This window comes from Enteractinococcus fodinae, from assembly GCF_031458395.1.
Classification (GTDB): domain Bacteria; phylum Actinomycetota; class Actinomycetes; order Actinomycetales; family Micrococcaceae; genus Yaniella; species Yaniella fodinae.
Genome location: NZ_JAVDYJ010000001.1, coordinates 1,952,095 through 1,976,912 on the forward strand (window position 1 = coordinate 1,952,095; position 24,818 = coordinate 1,976,912).

Annotated in this window: 21 protein-coding genes; 12 read left to right on the plus strand and 9 right to left on the minus strand. The window is 60.0% G+C overall.

The genetic code is table 11. The features are described from left to right. Positions 1–13 precede the first annotated feature (13 nt). The gene (locus J2S62_RS09065; protein WP_310173886.1) at positions 14–1,006 is read right to left on the minus strand and encodes a stage II sporulation protein M; all 993 of its coding nucleotides are present in this window, start codon (positions 1,004–1,006) and stop codon (positions 14–16) included. Positions 1,007–1,113: 107 nt separating this feature from the next. Between J2S62_RS09065 and J2S62_RS09070 the strand changes: the two genes are divergently transcribed. Both J2S62_RS09070 and J2S62_RS09075 read left to right on the plus strand, forming a co-directional pair. Beyond that, the gene (locus J2S62_RS09070) at positions 1,114–1,908 is read left to right on the plus strand and encodes an RDD family protein (RefSeq protein ID WP_310173888.1); all 795 of its coding nucleotides are present in this window, start codon (positions 1,114–1,116) and stop codon (positions 1,906–1,908) included. 390 nt (positions 1,909–2,298) lie between these two features. Continuing rightward, positions 2,299–4,230, plus strand: a complete 1,932-nt coding sequence (locus J2S62_RS09075) for an HNH endonuclease signature motif containing protein (RefSeq protein ID WP_310173891.1) — start codon at positions 2,299–2,301, stop codon at positions 4,228–4,230. Between the two features lie 50 nt (positions 4,231–4,280). Here J2S62_RS09075 and ahcY read toward each other — a convergent pair whose 3' ends face one another. Further along, a complete protein-coding gene (gene ahcY / locus J2S62_RS09080) occupies positions 4,281–5,822 on the minus strand; it encodes an adenosylhomocysteinase (RefSeq protein WP_310173893.1) in 1,542 nt (513 codons plus the stop codon). A gap of 75 nt (positions 5,823–5,897) precedes the next feature. After that, on the minus strand, positions 5,898–6,278 hold the full coding sequence (locus J2S62_RS09085; protein WP_310173896.1) for a DUF3499 family protein: 381 nt from the start codon (positions 6,276–6,278) through the stop codon (positions 5,898–5,900). Positions 6,279–6,328: 50 nt separating this feature from the next. On the opposite strand from J2S62_RS09085, the gene J2S62_RS09090 reads away from it, so the two are divergent. After that, positions 6,329–6,685 carry a hypothetical protein gene (locus tag J2S62_RS09090; RefSeq protein WP_310173898.1) on the plus strand — a complete coding sequence of 119 codons (357 nt, stop codon included), beginning with the start codon at positions 6,329–6,331 and terminating at the stop codon, positions 6,683–6,685. On the opposite strand, the gene J2S62_RS09095 is transcribed toward J2S62_RS09090, so the two are convergent. From J2S62_RS09095 to J2S62_RS09105, 3 genes are read right to left on the minus strand one after another with little or no spacing between them, the layout of a single operon-like run. Further along, the gene (locus tag J2S62_RS09095) at positions 6,682–8,409 is read right to left on the minus strand and encodes a DUF5719 family protein (protein ID WP_310173901.1); all 1,728 of its coding nucleotides are present in this window, start codon (positions 8,407–8,409) and stop codon (positions 6,682–6,684) included. The two genes, J2S62_RS09090 and J2S62_RS09095, sit on opposite strands and share 4 nt — an antisense overlap. Next, a complete protein-coding gene (locus J2S62_RS09100) occupies positions 8,396–11,830 on the minus strand; it encodes a glycosyltransferase (protein WP_310173903.1) in 3,435 nt (1,144 codons plus the stop codon). Before J2S62_RS09100 ends, J2S62_RS09095 begins: the two co-directional genes overlap by 14 nt. Before the next feature lie 3 nt (positions 11,831–11,833). Continuing rightward, the gene (locus J2S62_RS09105; RefSeq protein ID WP_310173907.1) at positions 11,834–12,367 is read right to left on the minus strand and encodes a WhiB family transcriptional regulator; all 534 of its coding nucleotides are present in this window, start codon (positions 12,365–12,367) and stop codon (positions 11,834–11,836) included. A 285-nt stretch (positions 12,368–12,652) separates the two neighbouring features. Between J2S62_RS09105 and J2S62_RS09110 the strand changes: the two genes are divergently transcribed. Beyond that, positions 12,653–13,315, plus strand: coding sequence for a hypothetical protein (locus tag J2S62_RS09110; protein ID WP_310173910.1), 663 nt, complete (start codon positions 12,653–12,655; stop codon positions 13,313–13,315). Here the strand turns inward: J2S62_RS09110 and J2S62_RS09115 are convergent. Next, entirely contained in the window at positions 13,312–13,875 is a 564-nt protein-coding gene (locus J2S62_RS09115) for a GtrA family protein (RefSeq protein WP_310173913.1), read from the minus strand. The genes J2S62_RS09110 and J2S62_RS09115 overlap by 4 nt on opposite strands. Positions 13,876–14,067: 192 nt before the next feature. Here J2S62_RS09115 and J2S62_RS09120 point away from each other — a divergent pair, with 192 nt between their 5' ends. The 5 genes from J2S62_RS09120 (at position 14,068) to J2S62_RS09140 (ending at position 19,245) form a co-directional block, all read left to right on the plus strand. Continuing rightward, the gene (locus J2S62_RS09120) at positions 14,068–15,228 is read left to right on the plus strand and encodes a 5-(carboxyamino)imidazole ribonucleotide synthase (protein WP_310173916.1); all 1,161 of its coding nucleotides are present in this window, start codon (positions 14,068–14,070) and stop codon (positions 15,226–15,228) included. 49 nt (positions 15,229–15,277) lie between these two features. Next, complete coding sequence (gene purE, locus J2S62_RS09125; protein WP_310175828.1) at positions 15,278–15,775, plus strand: 5-(carboxyamino)imidazole ribonucleotide mutase; 498 nt, start codon at positions 15,278–15,280, stop codon at positions 15,773–15,775. Between the two features lie 50 nt (positions 15,776–15,825). Further along, positions 15,826–17,457: an LCP family glycopolymer transferase gene (locus tag J2S62_RS09130; protein ID WP_310173919.1), complete on the plus strand. Its 1,632-nt coding sequence runs from the start codon at positions 15,826–15,828 to the stop codon at positions 17,455–17,457. Positions 17,458–17,485: 28 nt separating this feature from the next. Next, a complete protein-coding gene (gene manA, locus J2S62_RS09135) occupies positions 17,486–18,673 on the plus strand; it encodes a mannose-6-phosphate isomerase, class I (RefSeq protein ID WP_310173922.1) in 1,188 nt (395 codons plus the stop codon). 86 nt (positions 18,674–18,759) lie between these two features. Beyond that, on the plus strand, positions 18,760–19,245 hold the full coding sequence (locus tag J2S62_RS09140) for a hypothetical protein (RefSeq protein WP_310173925.1): 486 nt from the start codon (positions 18,760–18,762) through the stop codon (positions 19,243–19,245). A gap of 7 nt (positions 19,246–19,252) precedes the next feature. Here the strand turns inward: J2S62_RS09140 and glpX are convergent, their stop codons facing one another. Continuing rightward, on the minus strand, positions 19,253–20,257 hold the full coding sequence (glpX, locus tag J2S62_RS09145) for a class II fructose-bisphosphatase (RefSeq protein ID WP_310173928.1): 1,005 nt from the start codon (positions 20,255–20,257) through the stop codon (positions 19,253–19,255). Positions 20,258–20,489: 232 nt separating this feature from the next. On the opposite strand from glpX, the gene J2S62_RS09150 reads away from it, so the two are divergent. The 3 genes from J2S62_RS09150 to J2S62_RS09160 are packed head-to-tail and all read left to right on the plus strand — an operon-like array spanning position 20,490 to position 23,214. Next, complete coding sequence (locus J2S62_RS09150; protein WP_310173930.1) at positions 20,490–21,056, plus strand: DUF4245 family protein; 567 nt, start codon at positions 20,490–20,492, stop codon at positions 21,054–21,056. 47 nt (positions 21,057–21,103) lie between these two features. Beyond that, complete coding sequence (locus J2S62_RS09155; RefSeq protein ID WP_310173933.1) at positions 21,104–21,760, plus strand: carbonic anhydrase; 657 nt, start codon at positions 21,104–21,106, stop codon at positions 21,758–21,760. A gap of 32 nt (positions 21,761–21,792) precedes the next feature. Further along, entirely contained in the window at positions 21,793–23,214 is a 1,422-nt protein-coding gene (locus tag J2S62_RS09160; RefSeq protein ID WP_310173936.1) for a class II fumarate hydratase, read from the plus strand. A 123-nt stretch (positions 23,215–23,337) separates the two neighbouring features. Here the strand turns inward: J2S62_RS09160 and J2S62_RS09165 are convergent, their stop codons facing one another. Beyond that, positions 23,338–24,774: an FAD-binding oxidoreductase gene (locus J2S62_RS09165; RefSeq protein WP_310173938.1), complete on the minus strand. Its 1,437-nt coding sequence runs from the start codon at positions 24,772–24,774 to the stop codon at positions 23,338–23,340. Positions 24,775–24,818 lie beyond the last annotated feature (44 nt).

Sequence of the window (24,818 nt, forward strand, 5' to 3'; positions counted from 1 at the left end):
GAGACCAGCGGATCTACCCGGTGATCGTCTGGCGTCCCCCGTCATAGTCGGCCAGATCGGCGTCAGCGTTGGCGCGGGCGGCTCGCGACCCGAAGATCCAGGTGTAGGCCCAGTACCCGGCCAGCACAAGCGCACCGATGGTAATCTTCGCCCAGGTCGGCAGACCAGATGGGGTGACGAGTCCTTCGACGAGCCCAGAAATGAGCAGCACACCGACCAGCCCCACACCCACCAGGATCAACTGACGCCCCCAATAGGCCAGTGACTGCAGGCGCGTCATCCGGCCCGGTGCCACCCAGGCCCAAAACACCCGCAGCCCGGCGGCCCCGGCGATGAAGATGGCGGTTAGCTCCATCAGCCCGTGGGGCAGGATGAAGGCGAAAAACGTGTCGAGTTCGTCGTAGCGATGCATCAGTGCTGCAGAAATACCCAACCCCTGAGCGTTGACCCACAGCACGTAGGGGACGAAAAATCCGGTGATGCCAAAAGCCACTTCTTGCAGGGCGATCCAGGCATTATTGACCCACACCAGCGTGGTGAACGAGGCAGCTGGGTTCTCGGAGTAGTAATCGGTGAAGTCTTCCTCGACGTAGGCTCGTTGGGCTTCTTCGGTTAACATCGCATCGAACATCTGCGGGTTGTTGCCGTACCAGAAACCATATGCCAACGCCACGGCCACAAACGCGGCGCCCAGCACCATGGTCAGCCACCGGATGCGGTACAAGGCATAGGGCAGCTTCACGGCAAAGAAGGTTTTCACGTCGGCGGTCCGCGACCCGGTGGCCGAGGTGAGGCGGGCCCGGGCTCGGGCAATAATCAGCGACAACCGGTTGGCATAGGGCCCGTCCGGATCTTGAGCCTGAACGAATGACAACTGGGTGGACGCCCGGCTGTACAGCTCCACCAGCTCGTCAATTTCAGGGGCAGACAGCCCGGATCGGCGCGCTAAGGTGTCGAGTCTGCGCCAATCGACGCGGTGCGTTTCGGCGTATGCTTCCAAGTCCACACCGCCTACACTACTAGGGTGAGTCGGCGGACATTCAGCCGGTGACTCATGACGTAGGTTTAGACTGGAACCTAGCCTTTTGATACCGGACATGACAAGGATGCAGCATGCGGGAACACACCATCACCGGTGAAGCTGTGGTGTTGAATCTTCGGGCTGCAAACTTTATGCCCCGGTTAGCCGCAGCCGTCCTTGATGCGGTGGTGTACTTTGTGGGCTGGCTCGTTCTCATGATGCTCGTCGGTCAGTTCACCGCGATCTTTGCCGTCGATGCCGCAGCCGGCCAAGCCGTCGTCATCATTGCGATGGTCACCCTGATATTTGTCATCCCGCTGTTGGTCGAAGGGCTCTCCAAGGGACGTTCGTTGGGCAAGCTGATTTTCGGGTTGCGCGTCGTGCGTGATGATGGCGGCACCATCCGTTGGCGCCACGCGTTGACGCGGTGTCTCGTCGGAGTCTTTGAATTGTGGATGACCGCCGGCTCGGTGGCCATTATTGCGTCATTATTCAACCGGCAGTCCAAACGCCTGGGCGATATGATGGCCGGAACGTTTGTCATTGTGGCTCGAGCGCCTCGGATGCCCGCTCCCCTACCGGCCGTCCCACCCGCGTTACAAAACTGGGCCCAAACTGCCGATCTGGGGCGCGTCCCCGCAGGGCTGGCACATCAAATTAATTCGCTGATCCGCAATGCGCCGACGATGGACCCTGGCGCGCTGGCTCATCTGTCGAACCAGTTGTACGTTGCGGTGCTGCCGTACGTTACTCCTGGTCCCCCACAGGGTATTGACCCATTTACTTTTCTTGTGGGTGTCATGGCAGAACGTAGAAATCGGGATTATCAGGTCCTCGCGAAACGACGTGAGCGTCGACAACGCGATGCTGAATACCTCTTGAAATAACGAAACTCGTTGCTTACGCCCACTCCCGAGACGTGCGGGAGTGGATTTTCTTTTGACGTCTTAGGGTCCCATTTCGGTTGCCGGACGAGGCGCTCGTAATCGCTTCACATCGAACGCGCAACCCTGTCGCGGTCGAATGTGGAAAAGTCGAAAATGTTTTTAGTTATCCACAAAACTTATACCACACCCTTATCGTGTCCTACCCGTATGATATATACCGCCAAACACGACATTAAAACACGCTTTAAAACCATTAAAACTATTGCGTACGTCACAGCCAGACGGTAAAATGGGGGCATACATCAACCCTTCCCCTTCCACTCTTTCTCCTTTTTCTCGTCGTTAATCACGAACTTCCTGCTGTTTGTTGCCTGTCGAAAGGACCCGTTGATGGATACCACCCAAATTTTGCCCAATATTGGCTCCCCGGTGTCCTCGCCAGCGTTTGACCCGGCAGCTGCCGATGACATGAGTGTGGGAGAAGCCGTCTACGCTGCAGCCTTCTTCGCCGACGTGGCCGCACAGCGGATGGCCGATCCGGCGGCCGCTTCAGAAATTGCTCGCTTTGTCACGGCTTCCGGGGAAGACTGGATGGGATTCAAATCCGCTACGGTCACGCACCAGACCAACAACGATAGAGATGCTGAAGATCAAGGCGCAGCAGATGATCCCAACAGCGCACAGCAGCATGCGACGTCGCCGCACTCGATACCCGTAGCACCTGATAACTATTATGATTCGCTGCCTGGCATTGCGCATATGTTGCGACACCATCAGCGAGCGGCCGATGCGATCCTCACACATTTCGCGGCCCATCTGGAACCCGCCATGAACGATCAGCAGGTAATGCTCGGTACTCCAGAAGGGGTCAAAGGTTATAAGAATGGGCAGGTGTACTTCCGGGAAGTGCTGAAACTCTCCACAGCTCAGACGACGAAGATTCATGATCGGGTCCCGTATGTCACCTGGGCCTCGGGCAAAAATCCCGCGTTGGCGGCCTATCAGCCCAATTTGCTCAAAGTCGCTGAATCCTTTGCCGAAGGCAAGATTTCCGGCGAAAACCTCGATCGGATTATCAGCATGGACAAAGATCTCACCAAGTACGTGCACAAAACCAAGGCCCTCCCCGGGATCAAACGCGACATCCTGCTGGCCTTTGAAGACGCTCTGGTCGATGCCGCCGAGACTCTGACTCCCGATGAACTCTCCGAAGCCAAAACCCGATGGGCCAACAAAATCGCCCACGCGATCGACCCTGACGGGCCCCTGGTATCCGATGCGCTGCGCAAACAACCCGACAACGCGCTTCGCACCCAGAACCTGGCCGATGGGTCCGGCAAAATTAGCATGCATGCCACCCCGGCGGTGTATGCGGCGTTTAAAAACTGGTCCCTGCATCAGCTGAATTTCAATGGCACCCCGGTCGAGATCCCCCAAGAGGTCCTGGACCTGCTAGCCACCGACGACCAGGAAGCACCTGACCCGGCGGCAGCCGTCAATGACCTCAACGACCTGACATCTAGCCCGGATCCGGATGCTCAAGCTGAAGACCCTCAGGGCGCCACCCTCTCAGCTGAAAAGACGGCGACTATCGACCCGCTCACCACCGGTCAGCGGTTAGCAGCCATTATCATTGGCATGTTTCAAAACTTGTTGACGATGGATCCCAAGGACCTCGGCGTCAAGAAAGCCCACGGGGCGTCGGCTCAGTTGATGATCGTCCAAGACATCCAGACAGCCTATGAAACCCTCGGAGTCGGTGCTCTCCCGGAGGCGGTGCGACGACCACCCCAAGCCGCCGGAGTGTTACCACCGATCATCACGCGTCCGAATCCCGATCACGAGCCGGTATGTTTGAATCCCGATCACACCCGGGGCCACTCCCCACCATCGTGGACTCAGTTTATGTCGGAGGCCGTGAACATCGGCGCCATGCGCCCTGCTGACATTGCTCCATTAGCTTGTGACAGTAAACTCGTGGGCCAAATCTGGAACGGCCACCACGAAGTCCTCGCCCAATACCGCGCTCATCGGTTATTCACCCCGACCCAACGTCGAGCGATCCTAGCCCGAGACCGTGGCTGCCAAGCCCCCGGCTGCACCGTGCCAGCCGTCTACTGCCAAATCCACCACATCACCGAATGGCTCAACAACGGCACCACCAACGTCGATAACGCCATCACCCTGTGCGCCCACCACCACGGGGCGGTGCATAACGGCAAATGGAAAATCCGCAAACACCACGGCACCACGTTCTTCCAACCAGCCCCCTGGTTAGACCCCACCCAACCCCTACTCCGGAACCTCTACTGGGCGTTTTAAACGCTAATGGCCGCGATCCCATACAGAATCGCGGCCACTAGAAGCCAAGATTAGTAGCGGTAGTCCTCTGGTTTGAACGGACCTGCTACGTCCACACCCAAATATTCGGCCTGGGTCTTGGACAATTCGGTCAGCTTCACACCCAGAGCTTCCAAGTGCAACCGAGCAACCTGCTCGTCCAGAAGCTTCGGCAGAACGTGGACACCGATGTCATAGGTCTTACCGGTAATCGATCCGGCACCGCCCTCGGCATTGAATAATTCAATCTGGGCCATGACCTGGTTCGTGAACGAAGCCGACATGACAAACGATGGGTGACCAGTAGCGTTGCCAAGGTTCAGTAGGCGACCTTCGGACAGCACGATGATCGAACGCTCGTTGTCAGTGCCCTTATCGAAGACCCACTCGTGAACCTGAGGTTTGATCTCGATTTTCTCGACACCCGGGATACGAGCCAGGCCGGCCATATCGATTTCGTTATCGAAGTGGCCGACGTTACCGACAATGGCCTTATCTTTCATTTGCAGCATGTGCTCGGCCATGATGATGTCACGACCGCCAGTGGTCGTGATAAAGATGTCTGCGGTATCAACGACATCGTCAAGTGTCGCGACCTGATAGCCATCCATAGCAGCCTGTAACGCATTGATCGGATCGATCTCAGTGATGATCACACGTGCGCCCTGACCACGGAATGCATCCGCCGCGCCCTTACCGACATCACCGTACCCAGCGACGACGGCGACCTTGCCACCAAGCAGCACATCGGTTGCGCGCATGATGCCGTCAGGCAGCGAGTGACGGATGCCGTACTTGTTATCAAATTTCGACTTCGTAACCGCGTCGTTGACGTTGATCGCCGGGAACAATAACTCACCGGACTGGAACATCTGGTTGAGCCGCAGCACACCGGTCGTGGTCTCTTCGGTCACCCCACGGAGGTTTTTGGAAATACGGGTCCAACGCTGGCTGTCAGCTTCCAGAGACTTGCGCAGGGTTTCCAGAATGACTTTGTATTCGTCTGGATCGTCTTCACTTGCGGCCGGCACCATGCCGACGCCTTCAAATTCGACACCCTTGTGGACCAACATCGTGGCGTCGCCACCGTCGTCGAGAATCATATTCGCGCCAAAGCTTGGATCCTCTTGGGCTCCGGGCCACAGGAAAATCTGCTCGGCGGCCCACCAGTATTCTTCCAGAGACTCGTTCTTCCAGGCGAAGACCGGGACACCGTTTGGTTTTTCGGCGGTGCCGTCACCAACGACGATGGCCGCAGCGGCCTCATCTTGGGTGGAAAAAATATTGCACGATGCCCAGCGCACTTCAGCGCCCAGGGCAGTCAGGGTTTCAATGAGCACCGCGGTCTGCACGGTCATGTGCAGCGAACCGGCAATCCGAGCGCCTTTGAGCGGCTGCGACTCACCGTACTGTTCGCGCAGTGCCATCAGGCCTGGCATTTCGTGTTCGGCAAGTCGGATCTGATGGCGGCCGGCTTCATGCAGGTTGATGTCGCGAATTGCGAAATCGAAGGCGGCCCCTGGGACGGTCTCTTGATTCGAAAAAGCCGAGTCAACGGCAGGCGTAGTAGTCATGGTGCTTAACCCTACTTGGTCAAGCGCTCGGCGCGGTCAGCGATGCAACGCGGGGTCACAAAGTTCAGCCAGAATTTACTCGCCACGCACCAGACGCAAAATGCCGGGCTTGTCAGCCATCGGGGTTGGCCGAGTCGGCGCGACGGAACGATCCACCGGATGGACGGTCCCGGAGCTGGCGTCAGCGGGCTCGGGAGTCTCATCGTCGGCGTTGACCGCGTTGGCGACGGCTAACAGGTCATCGTCGTCGGTGAGGTGCTCGGTGAGTTGGAGAAATTCCCAACCAATCGGGGCGGTGAATTGTTGAGCGTGTTTGGCGCATAAATCATGCGCGTGCGGTTCGGCGCGCTGGGACATCGGGCCCAAGACTACGGTCGATTCAGCGTAGTTAAACGTCAGCGTTGCTGCAGCTGAATTGGAGCAAGCGGTCTTGGTGCACAGTCGTTGAGTTCCCACAACAGCTGACTCTAGCGTACAGGGGGTATTCAGGTTGTTAGGGTTGGGGTGTGGCTGGCTACTTTTCTCGTGATCGACATGGTCGACGCACCGCGCACAACGACCGGTTCGAGCGCGCACTTGGTATTGCTCACCGGTGGTTTTTGGACCGGGTTGGAGCAGTTGCCACGGTGCAATACCTCACGGCGCCGGTGGATTTGGCGTGGTGGCAACCCGGGACGCGGGCCCCGCTGATCTCGGGTGGGATCAATGCCGACGGCACGGTCGCGTTGACCTTGTACCGGAAGCTGATTGAGTTGAAGGTCACGGACGACACGTACCTGCCCGAGGTGCTCTACGAACTGTTGATCACCGAGTGGGCGGCGCTGACCGGCAAAACCGTGGCCGAGGTCGACCCGGACTTTTAGTAGCCGATCCGAACGGGTAGCCCGGATCCGGTTTCTCCCACGGTATTGACCGGCAGAGCGGAAATACCAGCTGAGGAGTCGATGAGCACGCCCGCATGCACCGAGTTCGACCCGGTTTCCAGCAGGTATGCCGCAGCATCGTCGTCTTGAAACGTGACGGCGGTGTTGGCGGCAAGTTCCTGGGTGGCAGTTTCGCCCGGTTCGCCATCCTCATCAACCGGGGTGATGGAGACGGTGGCCTCGGCATCGGCGGTTAGCACGAGTTGCGCTTCGGGGTCGGCCAGAGCCGGTAGTGCGACCATGGTCTCGCCCCGGATGGGGTCGGTGGACGGCATGTAGGCGGTGTCGATGGCTTCGGTATTGCCGGTCGCGTCGTCGTTATCGGCGGCCGGGTTGAAAGCCAGCGACGTGGCCGAAGCGATGATGTTCGAATCGGCGTCGATTTGGACCGCGTAGGTGCCGGGTTCAACTCCGCTCAGGTCAACGGTGGTGGCTTCCCCAGCGGCCAAGTCTACGGCCGAGGCTTCCCCGGGAAGTTCGACGGGGCCGTCGGGTCCGCGCAGGGTCACGGTCGCCGAAGCGGCGGCGCCAGTCGAGGCCAGGTGCAGGACTGGGGTCTGGCCGTCCAGATCTGAGGTATCAGCGATGTCTTCGGCGTCGTCTGGGATGGTCAGCCCGGGAATCACGACGGTTGATCCCGCGGTGGCCGGTTGCAGGGTATCGACGCCGGCGGGCACGATGCCATCCAGACGGTGCTGCTGGATATCGGCGGCGACCGGGCCACCCGAGGACGACACCTGAATGGCCACCGAGTCTTGGCCTGGAGCTAACCCGGCGACCAGAATGGAACGGGTTTGGCCAGGGGCCAGCACGATACCCGATGCGCCCGAGGCCTCGACGCGTCCGTCCCCGTCAAACACGGACAGGTTGACGGTCGAGTTGGTGGCCGAGGGGTTGGTGATATTCAGGACCGCGGTGGTGCCGGGGGTCGTGACCGCACCGGTCAGCCAGTGTTGATGTGCCGCCGTGGTGCAGGCCGCAGCGGTCATGCCGGCCAAATCCCCATCGGTTGCGGCATATTGCGAAGCGGCCGCCGAGGTGGCGGGACTGCCGCCCAGCGGTTCGGTGGCGACCGCGATGGCTTGGCCGTCGTCATCCGGGTCGGCGATTACGTCGTAATAAGCGTTTTGGGTCACGGTGCCGTCGGTGGCGGCAGTGGCCGGTGGCCCCTGTTGGATTTCTTCGTCGAGCGAGTCGGTGATCCGGGTGCTGTCTGGTTGGCTCGACGGGTCAGTTTCGGCTGCGAAATATGACATGCCGGGAATGTTGCCGGCTAAATCGGAGACAGCCGCAACCGACAGGGCGGTGACGGCGTCGGAAGACACCGGTGAAAAGTCGAGATCTTCGCCCTCGCCAGCCCCCTCAGGTAGGACGGGGGCGCCGGGGCAGACATTCAGCACCGGGGTGGCCGGCAGATTCGCGGCCTGTGCGGCGGTGTCGATATCCGGTTGGGTCGGGGCCCAGATACTGCCGGCGGCGGTGACCGCGGCGACGGCAGCGACGGTGGCCACCCCCAGGGCTGCGGCGGTGCGCTTGGAAATGGTGGTCTGGTGTAGCCGGCGCAGAGCAGCTTCGCGACGGCGGGCCCGGTCGGTCGAGCCGGTGTCTGGAGCGGGTTCGGTGGGTTCGACCGCGGGTTTGGGGGCTGGTTTATCGTGGCTCATGGACCCTCCCGGACGTTGTGCGTGCCGGCGCCGGGATCCCCAAGACCAGCGTAATGATTCCCAGGATGCCGGGGATCAACCACAGCCATTTCCCGGCCGGTGGGGCAAATTCCACGGTCAGGTTACCACCGGTTTCTGGCAGCTCAAAAGCTTGGACCCACTCGGGTTGGGTCACAGTGGAGTTGAGTTCCTCGCCATCAAGCCAGGCTCGGAAACCCGGGTTGGCGCGCTCGGCCAAAATCAGTTCGCGTTGGGTAGTGGTGTCGGGCAGTTGGACGTCGATGGACCCGTCTGGATTCGTTGCCGCCAGGGCCACGGTCGCCTCGTCTTCAACGATGCGGGCTCGGGCGGTTGCAGTGCCGCGGGGCGCGCTGGACCCGTTTTCGGTGAGAACTTCTACGCCCAGCTCGGTCCCGTCATCGTTGGTGCCTTCATCGGGGACGACGCGCCATAACCAACCGGCGCGGGTGTGCCCCACCGACGCCATACCGGGGGCAGCATCGATGCCTGCGGCCAGGGTGGTTTCGGTGCCGGCCGGGTCGGTCAGGACAACGTATCCGGCGCCCAGGGCATCCAGCAGCGGCCGCGGGTCGGCGTCGGTGCCGGTGGTCAGTTGGGCGGCGACGGTGCGCAGCGCCTCATCTGCGTCATCGGCGGGGGCTGATTGCGGGTCGAACAGGTCTCCGGTGACGGTGCGGGCCGTCCAGGTGCCGGTCATGTCATCGATCATGGTGCCTTCACCGCTGATCAAATGGGTGCGAAGGCCCTCTGAGGTGCGCGTAATGACCAGGGTGCGGGTGCGCAGATCGGAGACGGCCGAGTCGACCGCGGTGGCCGGGAGAGCGTGTTGTTGTACCCCGGCGACCCTCGGGGTGCCGGTCACGTAGTCGAGGCTGGCCCGGGTGCTGTTTTCCTCGACCAGTTCGTCTGTGGCGGCCTCAGCGACTGCCACGCCACGCTGGTCGGTTGAGGTCTCGCGCGCTTGGGTCAGGGTGTCGTTGGGCACCATGCGCGGGGTGAGCCACAGTCCGGTGGCGAGGACCCCGGTGAGGACCAGGACGCTGATGGCCGTGTGTGCCGGCCAACCGGCGCGGTGTTGGGTGACGTATCCGGCGGAGCGGGTCCGTGAGCGGGTGAGCGTGTTGATTCCGACGATGGCGGCGAGCAAGAAGCCCAGCCAGGCCAGGGAAACCGGTGGGATCGTCGACAGCGCGACGGGCTCGCCGGTTTGGTCAATCGAGAAGGTCAGCCCCGAGTTGGCGGTGGCGATGGCCAGGCCGATAAATCCGGCCAGGAGACCCGAGCGGGCCAGGCTGCCGCCGGCTCCCGGTCGCATCACACCCAGGATCGCCAGGACTACCAGCGGTAGGGCGATGACGAACACCGCAATGCCGGCCCAGGGTGCCGCCGGGCTGAGTGCATCCAGCCAGGGCAGTTCGGCCAGGCCAGCATCCAGGGCGACCTCGTGCGGTAAACCGAGCAGAAATTGCCAGGTCGGGGCCGGATCGTAACTGGCCGGAGCGCCCGGATCAGCAAGAATAGCGCGCAAATCGGTGCCGTGACTGACGACGGCGGGTAGCAGTGCGGTGGCCGCCAGGATCGGGGTCCACCACAGGACTTTCGCTCGACTGCGCAGCACCAGTGCCAGGATGATGATGCCGGCGGTCAACGGGAGGAACATCGACGGGGCGGCCGCAGTCATGACGGTCAGCAGGATGGCGATCCAGGCGGCTGCGGTCAAGGAGGTAGTGGCCGTAGTGTTGCGCGGTTTGCGTCCCAGCAGCACGGGGCGGTCGTCGTGTTCGGGCTGGTCTGCTGGCAGGCGAGTATTTTCGGGCGTGTAGCCGATGGCGCGTAACACGGCCAACGCGAACCAGGGCAGCACCAGGTGCACGATCAGTCCACCGACGCGACCCTCGGATACCGCGGTGAGCAGCACCGGTGCGCTGGCCCAAATGAGTCCTGCGGCAAACCGGGCGTAGCGTGAGGTCGTGACGGTGCCGGCCAGTACCCACGCGCCCAATCCGGCCAGTGGCAGCGCCAGGATCCAGAGCCAGACGAACACCGCAGAGGCATTGGTGGTCAGACCAAACAGTGCCACCAACCAGCCGAAGGGTCCGTCATACCCCGGTGCGCCGGCTCCGGGGTGGGCCCACCCGCTGGCGGCCTTGGCGACCAGGATCGAGAGGTCTTGACTCGCCGGCAACAAGTTCCCGCCGGCCAGGGCAGGGGCACCCAACAGGTGGCGCAGCCCCAACAGTGCTACAGTGCCCAGAACTACCACCAGGGTGACCGCGCCGATGCCGACCCAGTTCCGATCGGGCGTGGCCAGTTCATCAAAGTCATCGTGCCCGCCGGTGGCCTCTTGCGGAGCATCCGAGACCCCGGTGCCATCCCCAATGACGTCGGCAGTGTCGCCGCCTTCGAGCACCGAACGACGGTAGTCCCGGACGCGAGCCCGCGATGGTCGCAGCTCATCGACGGCGTGGAACGGTCTGGTTTTGGTCTTTTTGGCAGCTCGCCGGGATGCAGCCAGTGCAACTGGGCGCGCCAGGGTGCGCAAAATACCGCGGGCTTGGGCCGCTCCGGTGCCGGGATCTTTTACGAACAGCCCGGCAACGACGACGGCCATGGCCGATAACAGTCCCCACAGCCAGCCGCCGAGGGCACCAAGAAAGCCGGTGTGTTTCAGTCGCAGCCAGCGGGAGGCCTCCCACGTGTCGGCGATGGGCGGCTCATCGGGTAGGGCCGTGTGTTGGACTTCGGCCGCCGGGACCACGGCGACCCGGTGGCCGGCGAGTCTGGCACGCCAGCACAGGTCAACGGTCTGTGCGAGTTCGGGGGTCAGCGGATCAAACCCGTTGAGCCGGGTAAACAGCTCGGTTTGGACGAGCATGCCGGGCAGCGATACCGCAAAGACGTCGGTGCGATGGTCGTATTGACCCTGGTCAAGTTCTCCGGGTTCAATCAGCGACACGATCTCGCCGCTGAGAGCCACAGAAAGCCCGACGTCGATCAGCCGGCGATCTGCCAGTTGTTTCGCCCCGGCGATGGCCACCGAGGGGGAAATTTCGACGGCTTGTAATTGGCTGGCCAGACTGGTCGGTGAGACCACCGTGTCATCGGTCAAAAACCACAGCCAGGATTGCACATTGATGCGCTGCTGATCAGGCGCGACCACGTCGTTGAGCTGCTCGGCCAGGGTGGTGCTGGTATCGCGGACCACGTGATGGTATTCGATCCCGGATTCGGTCATGAGCCGGTCGAGGTTTTCCAGGACCGCGGCTTCAACGGTGGGTTCGGTCACCACGACCGCAGCATCGATCCCTACTGTGCCGTTGATGGCGGAGGTGAATACTTCGGTCGTAGCGTGTGCGGGGTCTTCGAGTAAGAAGACCCCGGTGACGTGGTACTTAGCCAACAGTTATAAAGATTTCTTGCGTAGTCGGCGACGTTCGCGTTCTGACATGCCGCCCCAAATCCCAAAGCGTTCATCATTGGACAGCGCGTATTCGAGGCATTCTTGTTTGACGGGGCAGGACCCGCAAACTTTCTTCGCGTCGCGGGTGGAGCCACCTTTTTCTGGGAAAAATGCTTCCGGGTCCGTCTGGGCACACAGCGCATCGGCCTGCCAGGCCAGCTGGCCCTCGTCGGCGGTGTCACCAAATCCCGGCAGGGTTTGCCACAGGTCGAGGGTTTCGGGAACTTCTGGTTCGGCTCCGATGCTGGGGTGCAGCGTGGTAACGGTAGCAGCCGGGGTATCTTCCTCGGTCACCAGGTCGGTTATCGCATCGTGTGCGGCGAGATAAGCGGTACCCCGATCGTCCAGGGTAGCTAAGTCGTGACCGGCGGTGGGATCAGCCGGATCGACGAACCAGTCAATGGGAACCTCTCGTGAATTTCGAGATACGGATTGGCTCTCAAGGCGGGAACGCTCCGCCCGTTGTGCATTGTCCATTGGTTCCTTTCCTGCGGTTTCACCGGGCACGCTAAATCGCCCTTTTACGGGTCTGTTTATCGTACGGACGTGGATCGTCGTGGTGAATTATCTATTGTACTGATCTCTAATTACACCGGTGTAACTCGGTTTTAGTCAAGCCCGGAGACGACCCCATTTTCGGCTGCGCCAGTGAATTTCCAGCTGTCTGCCCATCACACTGTACCCTGCATCTGGTAGCCCACCTGCACTATTATGCTCGACCGGTTAGCCTAGGCAGCAGAGTTATTTTTCGCAAAGGATTTTATGATTTCGATACCTGCTATCCCGTCCAATCAGCCCTTGGAGTCCCCGGCTGACCTGATCAAACACCTGGCCGCGTCGCCCCGACCCGCGGTGATTCACTATACCGCCGAGGGGCGGACCGAATTATCCGGCCGGGTCGCGGTGAACTGGGCGACCAAGGTCACCCACCTACTGGATTCTTATGGTGTGGCCGCACCGGGCACGATCTTCCTCGACGTGCCGGTGACCTGGCGCAGCACGGTGCTGGTGCTGGGGGCGGCCTGGGCCGAGCTGGAGTGGACGACCGAGGCCGATGAGGTGGATGCGATCTTGACCGACCAGCCGGATGAGTACATGACGGCGGCTGCCGAAATTTTCGTGACGCACCAAGAGAGGGTGAATCCCGCGCTGGTCGATATCGACGACGAGGTGTTGTCGCATCCAGATCAGGCGCTGCTGGGGAGCGCCGATATCATTGGCCGAGCCCAGACCGATGAACCGGCAGAGCCCACCGTGCAAGTTTTAGGCTCCGGCACGATTATCAAATCGGCGGGGTTGCGCATGAATGCGGCTGTGTGGTGGGCGATGGTGGATGCCTGGCGACGCAGCAAACCGGTGGTGTTGGTCGATGCCGCAGATGAGACGCAGTTGGCGCGCATCATCGACACCGAGCACCTGAACTAGCCAGTGTCCGGGCGATCTTGTGGGTCGTCGCCGTCGGCGACATCATGCTGGGATGTGACCCGCGGGACGGCGCCCGTGAGAACTTCGTGGTCGCGAGTGGTGGACGGGTCGGCTTCCACGGCTTCGGTAAAGACCCACAGCCGGTAGGCGATGAACCGAAACACGGTGGCGAAAGCCAAGCCGATGACGTTGCCAAATAAGACCATGCCACCGGCCGAGGTAACGCCCAGCAGGTATTTGGCGATAAACACGAAACCGGCCTGAATCCCGGCACCGATGCCGTTCATCACGAGAAACAACACCAGCTCGCGCATCACGTTGGCTTGCCGACGATTCCGGAAGGTCCAATAGCGGTTAGCCACCCAGGAAAAGACGGTGGCAACCCCGGTGGCGATGATTTTGGCCTTGACCGCGGAGTCATCCATCGGGCCGGTAATGAGCCACACAAAAATCCCGGTATCAATAAAAAACCCAATGCCGCCGACCACACCGAACTTGGCAACCTCACGCCACAGCAGGCGAACGAGCGAGACGATGCGATCCCAAAGGCGTTGTAGCATCGGGCTTCCTCCTCGGACGTGGCTTGGGCGGTAGGGCGAACAGGGTTTTAGATACTCTAGTCGGTGGAGCCTGGAAAATAGCTGAACTGCTCACACGTGTGGAAATCTTCGAACAACAGCCCGCGAGCGCACCGGCATGTCTTGGACGTCCACGAAACACCGGCTGCGAGTAAACCAAGCTACTGTAGAAGGGTGTCTTTTCCAACAGTAGGTGTAGTAGGTGGCGGCCAATTAGCCCGCATGATGGCTCCGGTCGCGATAAATCTCGGAATCAAATTGCATGTCTTAGCCGAAGCAGCTGACGTCTCGGCTACGACTGCCGCAACGTATACGGTCGGTGACTATACGGACTATGCGACCCTGGAAGCTTTCGCCGCCGAGGTCGATGTGGTCACGTTCGATCACGAGCATGTCCCCACAGAGCATTTGCAGCGCTTAGAAGCAGCCGGGGTGGCCCTGGCGCCCGGTCCCGGTGCGTTGGTCTATGCTCAGGACAAATTAGTCATGCGGCGCAAGATGGCCGAACTGGGCCTCCCCCAGCCCGACTGGCGGGCGGTCTCTTCGGTTGATGAGCTGCTCGCCGCCGCCGAGGACATCGGCTACCCGGTGGTGTTGAAAACCCCACGCGGAGGCTATGACGGCAAGGGGGTGTGGATTCTTGACTCCCCCGACGAAGCACGAGAAGCCACAGTCTGGTTCAACGGCGACCACGAAGCCCTGTTGGTCGAAGCCAAGGTGGACTTCCGGTCGGAGCTCTCCGCCCAGATCGCCCGTTCGACCACCGGTCAAACCGCAACCTATCCGATCGTCGAAACCATCCAAACCGACGGGGTTGCAGACCTTGTCAAAGCACCGGCTCCCGATATCACCGACACCACAGTAGCTGCGGCACGCCAAGCGGCAGAGACGATCGCCAACGGGGTGGGTGTCACCGGCATGCTGGCCGTGGAGCTCTTCCACACCCCGAACACCGAAGCCGGCTACATGATCAACGAGTTGGCCATGCGCCCGCACAACACCGGGCACTGGACCCAAGACGGTGCGATCACCAGCCAGTTTGAACAACATCTGCGCGCCGTGCTGGGGCTCCCCCTGGGCGCTACCGACCCGATCGTGCCCTTCACAGTGATGAAAAACTACCTAGGTGCCGACAACCATGATCTCTATGGCGCGTTTCCATTAGCCATGACCAAATATCCGCAGGCCAAAGTTCATGCTTACGGCAAATCGGTGCGACCCGGACGTAAGATTGGCCACGTCAATGTCTTAGCAACCGACGGCGACCTCGATGCCGCACTCGCAGCTGCCATTGATGCGGCCGAGATTATCCGGCACGGTAGAACCGACTACTAAGGAGTTTCGTGTGACATATTCATCGGGTACCCCGCGCGTGGGCGTCGTCATGGGATCGGACTCAGATTGGCCGGTCATGCAGGCCGCCGCTGAAGCGCTCACTGAATTTGATATCCCCCATGAAGTCCAGGTGGTCTCGGCCCACCGCATGCCACACGAAATGATCGACTACGGCACCACCGCAGCCGAACGCGGCCTGTCCGTCATTATCGCCGGGGCCGGTGGGGCAGCCCACCTGCCCGGCATGCTCGCCTCAACCACCCCGCTACCGGTGATCGGGGTACCGGTCAAACTCAAAGCGCTGGACGGTTTGGACTCATTGCTGTCGATTGTCCAAATGCCCGCCGGGGTCCCGGTAGCCACCGTGTCCATTAATGGAGCGCGAAACGCCGGATTGTTGGCCGTCAAAATGCTCGCTGCCAACACCGACGACGATGCACAACAGCTCCGTGAGAAGCTCAAAGACTTCGCCACCGACCTGAATGCCCAAGCACAGGCCAAGGGTGCCAACTTACAGGCTCAGCTGTCCGGACCAAAAACCGACTAGACTATCTTGTCCGGTTGAACTAACGCCCTCCCGACCAGTATCGAGCTGCCGTGACTCCCACTACCACCTCTTCCCACCCCGGGAAATCAGAGCGCCAGATCCGCCAGGAACTCAACCAGCGGCTCCGCCAACTTGAGTACGGCGGAACCGGAAGAGATCCGCTCAAGCGCCCCGGCGACGCGACGTTTGCTCAGCGCGCCAGACGTGCGATCCTGCTCATCGCGCTGACCACGCTGGTACCCGGCGGCGCACAAAGTGTCACCGGAAACCATCGGTTGGGCCGCATTGGGCTGACCGTCACGCTGATCAACTGGGCGATCATTGTCGCCGCGATCATCGGGTTGTTTGTGGCCCGCGAGTTCACCATGTCGCTGGCGTTCAACCCGTTTCTCCAATCGATCGGGATCTTCTATCTTGCTGCCCTGGCCGTGGGCTGGTTTATTTTGTGGCTGGACACGGCCCGCATCATCCAATTCGTCAAACTCAAACGACCAGCCCGGCCGCTGATTGCCATCCTACTTATCGTGATGACGGCGGTGACGTCTGGTGCGACCGCCTACGGTGCCTTTCTGCTCAACGCCTCAACCTCATCGTTGGGCACGATCTTTGGTTCCGGACCGGCCGTGGAGGAATCTGACGGGCGCTATAACATCTTGATTATTGGCGCCGATGCAGGCGAAGGCCGCCAAGGGTTACGTCCCGACTCAATTTCGGTGGCCTCAATCAATGCCGACAGCGGTAAGATCTTCTTATTCTCCATTCCCCGGAACTTACAAAACGCCCGTTTTGCCTCCGACTCACCGCTGTGGAATGTCTATCCCAACGGCTATAACTGTGGGGACGCATGCATTATCAATAGCCTGTACACCGACGTCACCCACAATCATGCAGATCTCTACCCACTATCTGAAGACCCCGGCGCCGAAGCGATGATGGACGCTGCCTCAGGCGTGTTAGATCTCGAAGTGACCGGTTACGTCATGATTGACATGGACGGGTTCTCGACCCTGATTGACGCCATGGGTGGCATCACGGTCACCACGGGTGGGTGGACCCCCTACCGCGGGGTACGTCCTGATGGACAGTGGGGCAACGCGTGGTGGGGCCCGGACACCTACACGTTCAGCGGCGACGACGCGCTAGGCTTTGCCCGGTCCCGAAAATGGTCAACTGACTACTCGCGGATTCAACGCCAGCAGTGCGTCCAGCAAGCAATGTTGAGTCAATTCGACGTCCCAACCTTGTTGACCAGGTTCGAAGCCATCATGGGTGCCGGTGAACAGATGGTCGAAACCTCCATTCCCCAATCTCAGGTTGGTAGCTTCTTGCACCTTGGGGCAAAATCTCAGCGCCACGATATGGATCGCCTCACGATTGGCCCACCGGATTTCGAGGGTGGACAGTTCACCACCTATCCAGACTTTGATCAAATCCACACACGCGTCCACGACCTGCTAGCCGCCGATGGCACCCCGCCCACCGGTGCACATCTGATGCCGCCCGTAGGAATGTATCTGCTCGACGCCGAGACCGATGATCCCACGGCGGGTTGGGATCCGGTACCCACCCAGCCCGACGGGAGCGAAATCACCGAAGAATACCTCATGAGGGCTGAAGACGCCGGCCAAACAAGTTTGTTGACGCACGCCGCAGAAACCAACCACCAGTGCCATCCGGGCTAAACTCAGGCAGAGAAGAAAGGCCGCACACTTGATTCAACCGTCTGGTTTACCTCCGCAGTCGCTGTATCGTCTTCAAGCTCCCATCAAGAACTATGCCTGGGGCTCCCGGACCCTGTTGGCTGAGCTCACCGGTTCCGCCCCATCTCAGACGCCACAGGCCGAGATGTGGTTCGGCACCCACCCCACCACCCCGACGCTGGTGGAAGACGGCACCGCACTGGCAGACATCGCAGACTTGCCCTACTTGGTGAAGCTGTTGGCTGCCGAACAGCCACTGTCGATCCAGGCGCATCCGGGCAAAGACTTAGCGCGCATTGGCTTCGAAGCCGAAAACGCCGCCGGCATTCCGCTGGATCATCCCCAACGGACCTATAAAGACGCCAATCACAAACCGGAAATGCTCATCGCCCTGTCAAATTTCACGGCGATGGCAGGTTTTCGGGATCCCGCCGATTCGTCCGAAACCTTCCGTCAGCTCGGCACGTTGGTCAACGACGCCGACCTGGCCAGCCTCCTGGGAACCATGGCCGACCAACTGGCCGAAGGCAACATTCAGGGCGTGTTTGGACAGCTGGTCGACCCGGACGGACCATTCTGGGAGGTCGAGGGCTTTACGCGGGCCATCTTCACCGCGGTAGCCGACAGCGGGACCACCGACCCATACTTACGCAACGCGCTGGCTGCCGCTCGCATACACCACGACGACCCCGGTGCGCTGGTTGCCCTGTTAATGCATTTGATTGAGTTGGCACCCGGCCAAGCACTGTTTGTCCCCAGCGGCACCATCCACGCGTATGTTTCCGGGCTGGGACTAGAAGTCATGGCAACCTCCGATAATGTCATCCGAGGCGGGTTGACGGTCAAACACATCGACGTGGCGGAATTAGAAAAAGTCGTCAGCTACACCCCGGCAAATCCACCCATTATTGAGCCTTCGGTACGGACTATTGATGATGTGGTCGTCACCCGGTTTACTCCCCCGGTGACGGATTTTGCACTGACCCGCTATGATCTGCCACCCAACACGAGTCTGACGATCACGGCCGTCACACCCCATATTGCTGTAGGGACAAGCGGTACCGGTGCCCTGAGCTCGGGCTGTGAGACCGTTGAGGTTACCCCCGGGGTTGGGATCTTTGCACCCGGTCACGGGGGCAGTTTGGATCTGTCCACGGGTGGTACCGGTGTGACGATGTTCATAGCCAGTCAGCCGTGATCGACACGCTGTTTTCCTCTTGATTGTTGACGAGGCTGGGTTATCCTAAACGGTAACAGCAGTTACATAACAAAATAGGGGGAAATTTGCATCACACGACTCAAACCAATCCGATTTCGGTTCGTATTGGCGTCCTGACCGCCGCAGCAGCAGTCAGTATTCTTGCCATCGGCTTCGCGCCGATCCCCCAGGTGTTCTACTGGCTCGCTGCCGGCGCCGTGGCAAGTATTCTGACGATTCTCACCGGCCCCAAGGGCAGTGACTCAGCGCTGACCTTGCCCATCGCCGGGCTACTGGTCGTGCCCGCACTTTGCACGGTGGCAGTTCGCGAGACTTCACTAATTTGGGCCGTGGCACCGGTTCTGGCATTCGTCGTCGGTGCCGTCACCTGGATGCTCGCCACCAACCGCTATGCCGCCATCGAAGCCACCGATGAAACAGCGGAAGATATCCAGTCACCCGCTCAGACGACGTTTACGTCGGGCAGTGTGACGGTCTCGAGGCAGTTGGACGCGAAGCGGGACGCAAAAGCCGCGGCCGCCAACGACGATACGTCAGCAACCGCGGCCTAGTAACAGTTTAGTTCTCGCGTTTCCATTTGGCCGGACGGTGCTCAGCTTCAATCGTGCGCACCGTTCCGGTCTGACCGCGCATCACGATCGACTGGGTCTCAATCCGGTTGGAGAAATATCGGGTCCCACGTAGCAAGTCACCGTCGGTGATACCGGTAGCTGCGAAGTAGCAGTTATCGGTGGCCACCAGATCGTTGGTGGTCAAGATTGCATCGAGGTCGTGTCCGGCGTCGATAGCCTGTTGGCGTTCCTCATCATCAACCGGAGCCAGCCGGCCCTGAATCATCCCGCCGGTGGCTTTGATCGCACACGCGGTGATAATACCTTCGGGCGTTCCGCCGGTGCCCAGCAGAATATCGACATCGGTGTTGTGCCGGGCTGCGGCAATGCCACCGGCGACATCGCCGTCCATAATGAATTTGACGCGTGCTCCGGCCTCGCGGATTTCTCGGACCAGACCCTCGTGTCGCGGGCGGTCCAAGACGCACACGTTGAGCTGGGAGACCTTTTTGTCTAGGGCTTTGGACAGCAGCATCAGGTTCTGTTTGATCGGCAAGCGCAGATCGACCATATCGGCGGCTTCTGGCCCAACGACCATCTTTTCCATGTAGAACACGCTGGAGGCGTCGTACATCGCGCCACGGTCAGCCACGGCCATTACGGATAGCGCATTGTTGTACCCCATAGCGGTCAGGCGGGTGCCATCAATCGGATCGACGGCGACATCGACTTTCGGGCCCTGGCCGTCACCGACCCGCTCGCCGTTATACAGCATCGGGGCTTCGTCTTTTTCGCCTTCTCCGATGACCACGGTGCCATCCATGTGAACCGTGTGTAAAAATCCTCGCATCGCATCGACAGCGGCGCCGTCGGCGATATTCTTTTCACCAAAGCCAACCCATTCGGAAGCAGCGATTGCCGCAGCTTCGGTCACTCGGACCAATTCCATGGCCAGGTTGCGATCCTGCGCACCGGCACCTTTGAATGTTTGCGCCGAAGCTTTGTTCGTCATGTAGTTACTCCCGAAAACTGAGACTGTGCGAGAAAAATTTCTTTCCTAGTCTAACGTGAATATGATGCCGGGCCCGTTTGGTGGCACAATAGGGTAGGAACAAAATTCTAGTGTTGTTGAAAAGGGCAGAAACATCGCTACCAACCATGATCAGGCTGACACCACCCAGACTCAGCCCCAGCACGACGAAGCCATCCCAAAACCCAAGCTGACCAAAGCTCAGGGCGAGCGGATGAGCCAAAGCGCCAAGGCCATGACCTACTCGGTGCTGGCCACCTTAGCCATCGTCGCGGGTTTTATCGCGCTCACCCCGCAAGAGGATCGCCAGTTTGAACCCGGTGTCGATGTCGCAGCCGCCGAAGCAGAAGTCGACACGGTTGCCGCCTTCACCCCGGCCACCGTCAACGCGCCCGAAACGTGGCGAGCCAACTATGCTCGCTGGCATTCCGGTGCGATGGATGACATTCCAGCCTGGACCGTCGGCTATTTGACCGAGAACGACGAGTTCTTCGGGATTGCCCAAACCGCCAATGCGACCGGCGCCTGGATTGATGACACCATCAACCCGGTTGGTGAACCCACCGAAACAACCGTGGCGAATCACCCCGTGACCCGCTGGGTCGGAGCAGATGAACACATTTACTATGTGGCTGAATTCGAGCAGCCAGCCGTCGATATGAGCGACCGACCGGTCGAGCTGACCGAGCCGTCTGACACGATGACGTTAATCCTGTCCGGTTCGATGGACGAGGACGAACTGCGCCAATTGGCTGCTGAAGTCCTGAATCAATATCGCTAACAACCCACCGCTTGCGCCTTCGGGTGCTGATACGAAGGAGCACAAAAATGCCGACATCTTTGACGCCTCAGCAGGCCTGGGAGCAACTCAAGGCCGGAAACCAGCGCTTTGTCGACGGCACAGTAGATCACCCGCACCAAGATGCCGGGTGGCGTGCCGCGCTGGCTGAATCTCAGAGCCCACACGCGGTGATCTTTGGTTGCTCTGACTCCCGACTAGCCGCCGAGATTATTTTCGACGTCGGCTTGGGCGATGTGTTTGTGATTCGCACCGCCGGCCAGGTTATCGACGATGCTGTGTTGGGCTCGTTACAATTTGCGATCGAAGAAATCCAAGTACCGCTGATTATCATCCTGGGCCACGACAACTGTGGTGCGGTCACCGCGGCATGCGAAGCGATGGATACCGCCAAGATGCCGAAGAGCTTTATGCGCTCGCTGGTCGAACGGATCATGCCCTCCGTCATGGCTGCCCGGGCGAAGGGCATCAACGACGTCAACGGCACGGTTAAAGAACACACCGATCAGATGGTCCACCGGGTTGTCGACACCTCTTATGCGGTCTCGAAAGCCGTCAATGAAGGTCGCACCGCGGTCATGGGAGTAACATATTCCCTGTCCGACGGATCGGTACAGGTCGGTGACACGGTAGGCCCGGTCAAACCCCCTGCCCAGAGCACAGCGCCACTGCCGAAACACACGTAACCCGGGGTAGTTCCCCGCCTAGGATGAGGATTATGACAACGAAGTCTGATGATCAACAATTCCGTATCGAACACGACACCATGGGAGAGGTGCGGGTTCCAGTCGATGCGCTGTACTCCGCCCAAACTCAACGTGCCGTAGAAAACTTCCCAATTTCCGGCCAGGGGCTTGAACCCTCCCACATCCATGCGCTGGGGCTGGTGAAAAAAGCTTGTGCGGTCGCCAATAACGAACTCGGTGTGATCACCGACGAACAGGCCGAAGCTATCAAAGCCGCAGCCGACGAAATCATTGCCGGCAAACACGATGACCAGTTCCCTATTGATGTGTTCCAGACCGGTTCCGGTACCTCATCCAATATGAACACCAACGAGGTCATTGCCAATCTGGCCAACCAGTCGTTGCAGGCCAAGGGTTCGGATGCAACGGTGCACCCGAACGACCACGTCAACGCCTCGCAGTCTTCAAACGATGTGTTCCCGACCTCGGTGCACGTTGCAGTCACCAACGCGCTGATCAATAACCTCAAACCTGCATTGGCTCACCTGGCCGAGTCGCTCGAACGTAAGGCCGAAGAATTTGCCGACGTCGTCAAAGCCGGCCGTACCCACCTCATGGATGCCACCCCGGTCACCATGGGTCAGGAATTTGGGGGCTACGCCGCCCAGGTTCGCTACGGCATCGAGCGCATCGACGCCTCACTGCCCCGCGTAGCCGAGGTCCCACTGGGTGGTACCGCAGTCGGTACCGGCATCAACACCCCGTTAGGCTTTTCTGAGCGTGTGATTGAGGTTCTGGCCCAAGAGTCCGGGCTACCGATCACCGAAGCCCGTAACCATTTCGAGGCTCAAGCCAACCGTGATGGTCTGGTCGAAGCCTCCGGCCAGTTGCGCAACATCGCCTACTCGCTGCTGAAGATCAACAATGACCTGCGTTGGATGGGTTCGGGCCCGAACACTGGTCTGGGCGAACTCTACATTCCTGACCTGCAGCCAGGTTCGTCGATCATGCCCGGCAAGGTCAACCCGGTCATCGTTGAAGCCGTCTCGATGGTGTGTGCACAGGTCATCGGCAACGACACGACGATTTCGTTGTCTTCAACCAATGGTGCTTTCGAGCTCAACGTTGGTATTCCTGTCATGGCCTCGAACCTGCTGGAGTCGATCCGGTTGCTGGCCAACTCGTCGCACGTGATGGCCGATAAGATGATCGACGGCCTGAAAGCCAACGTCGAACGCGCCGCATTCCTTGCCGGTGCTTCCCCGTCGATTGTGACCCCGCTGAATAAGCTCATCGGCTACGAAGCAGCCGCCGAAATCGCTAAGCACTCCGTCGCCGAAAAAATCACGGTTCGTGAAGCGACCATTGCGCTGGGTTACGTCGAGCGCGGTGAACTGACCGAAGCACAGCTGGACGAAGCACTTGACCCGATGTCGATGACTCGCCCAAGCTAACTCTGCTCTAGCACTGTGATCCCCGCCGTCGTGCGGGGATCACGCGTTTAACCATCGGGGTGAAGCCCCCTCGTGGCATCGCCCTGTTCAGCAGCCCAATGCGGCAGAACGGGTAGTACGTGGCTACGGAGTCCCCGCAGACTGGGCCGGGTCTTGCTGAGCAATCGCTGCCGGATCAAAGACAGCACCCGGATTGAAAATGTTTTGCGGATCAAGAGCCTTCTTGATTCGATAGTTGAGCTCCAAAGCGTCCTCCCCGATGGAGTCCACCAACCACGGGCGTTTCAGGCGTCCCACCCCGTGTTCACCTGTAATGGTTCCGCCCAGTCGGACAGCTAAGTCCATCACCTCACCGTAGGCAATGTGTGCCCTACGCTTTTGATCCTCATTCATCGGATCAAAAACCAGTAGCGGATGAGTGTTGCCATCGCCGGCGTGGGCAATGACAGCGATCATGACATCCCGGTCTTGAGCGATGTGCTCCATCCCCCGAACCAGGTCACCGAGACGGGGCAGCGGAACGCCGACATCCTCAAGCAGCACCGTGCCCTGCTGTTCTACTGCCGGAATGGCCATTCGGCGGGCCGCAATCACGGCTTCGGCTTCTTCACGGTCAGAGGTAGCGAAAATATCGGTGGCATTGTGCTGGTTGCACAGCGCTTCAATGTGTTCTATCTCTTTGGCAGCATATTCGGCAGGCTCATCAGACTGAATAATCAACATCGCCGCGGCGTCCCGATCTAACCCCATCCCGGTAGCATCTTCGACGGCATTGATTGTGGGATGATCCATAAATTCCAGCATTGAGGGACGCATCGTGGAGGCGATCCCAAGGACCGCTGCGGTCGAGTCATCGAGGCTGGAAAACGTGGCCACCAGCGTAGTCGGCGGACGCTGCGCGGGGACCAATCGAAGAGTGACTTCGGTAATGACCCCCAACGTTCCTTCGCTGCCAACAAACAGCTGGGTCAGATTTAACCCGGCCACGTCCTTCAGCCGGGGTCCTCCCAGCACCACTTCCCGACCATCGGCGAGCACTACTTTCATGCCGAGAACGTAGTCAGCGGTCACGCCATATTTGACGCAGCATAGTCCTCCGGCATTGGTAGCGATATTGCCGCCGATGGAACAGAACTCAAATGATGACGGGTCAGGCGGGTACCACAATCCGTGTTCCGCTGCGGCAGCCTTTACTTCTGCATTGAACGCGCCCGGCTGCACCACAGCAGTACGGGTGAGCGGATTGATTTCAATATCGCGCATGTTCTCCATGGAGAGGATGATGCCACCATCGACTGCGGAGCTTCCCCCGGACAGGCCTGAACCTGCGCCGCGGGCTACTACCGGAATGCTACGAGAAGAGGCGAAACGGATTGTCGTCTGGACATCATCAGAGCTCGTGGCCCGCACCACGGCGATAGGGATGCCTGCGCCAGGGTCGTTAGCGCGATCCCAGCGATAGTTGTCAATTGTGGCAGGGTTTGTGACGACTTTGCTTTCGCCTAATGACTCTATAAGTTCTTGCAACTGCGGTCTGTTATCCGTGTATGCCTGTGCCAATCTCGGCGTCCTTCTGCTTTGAAATGGTCGCGTGACATCAATCA

Excerpts from the sequence above, each read along its gene's own strand:
- J2S62_RS09070 (WP_310173888.1), top strand. The coding sequence starts at position 1,114 with ATGCGGGAACACACCATCACCGGTGAAGCTGTGGTGTTGAATCTTCGG.
- J2S62_RS09075 (WP_310173891.1), top strand. The coding sequence starts at position 2,299 with ATGGATACCACCCAAATTTTGCCCAATATTGGCTCCCCGGTGTCCTCG.
- ahcY (WP_310173893.1), bottom strand. The coding sequence starts at position 5,822 with ATGACTACTACGCCTGCCGTTGACTCGGCTTTTTCGAATCAAGAGACC.
- J2S62_RS09095 (WP_310173901.1), bottom strand. The coding sequence starts at position 8,409 with ATGAGCCACGATAAACCAGCCCCCAAACCCGCGGTCGAACCCACCGAA.
- J2S62_RS09105 (WP_310173907.1), bottom strand. The coding sequence starts at position 12,367 with ATGGACAATGCACAACGGGCGGAGCGTTCCCGCCTTGAGAGCCAATCC.
- J2S62_RS09110 (WP_310173910.1), top strand. The coding sequence starts at position 12,653 with ATGATTTCGATACCTGCTATCCCGTCCAATCAGCCCTTGGAGTCCCCG.
- J2S62_RS09115 (WP_310173913.1), bottom strand. The coding sequence starts at position 13,875 with ATGCTACAACGCCTTTGGGATCGCATCGTCTCGCTCGTTCGCCTGCTG.
- purE (WP_310175828.1), top strand. The coding sequence starts at position 15,278 with ATGGGATCGGACTCAGATTGGCCGGTCATGCAGGCCGCCGCTGAAGCG.
- glpX (WP_310173928.1), bottom strand. The coding sequence starts at position 20,257 with ATGACGAACAAAGCTTCGGCGCAAACATTCAAAGGTGCCGGTGCGCAG.
- J2S62_RS09150 (WP_310173930.1), top strand. The coding sequence starts at position 20,490 with ATGAGCCAAAGCGCCAAGGCCATGACCTACTCGGTGCTGGCCACCTTA.
- J2S62_RS09155 (WP_310173933.1), top strand. The coding sequence starts at position 21,104 with ATGCCGACATCTTTGACGCCTCAGCAGGCCTGGGAGCAACTCAAGGCC.
- J2S62_RS09160 (WP_310173936.1), top strand. The coding sequence starts at position 21,793 with ATGACAACGAAGTCTGATGATCAACAATTCCGTATCGAACACGACACC.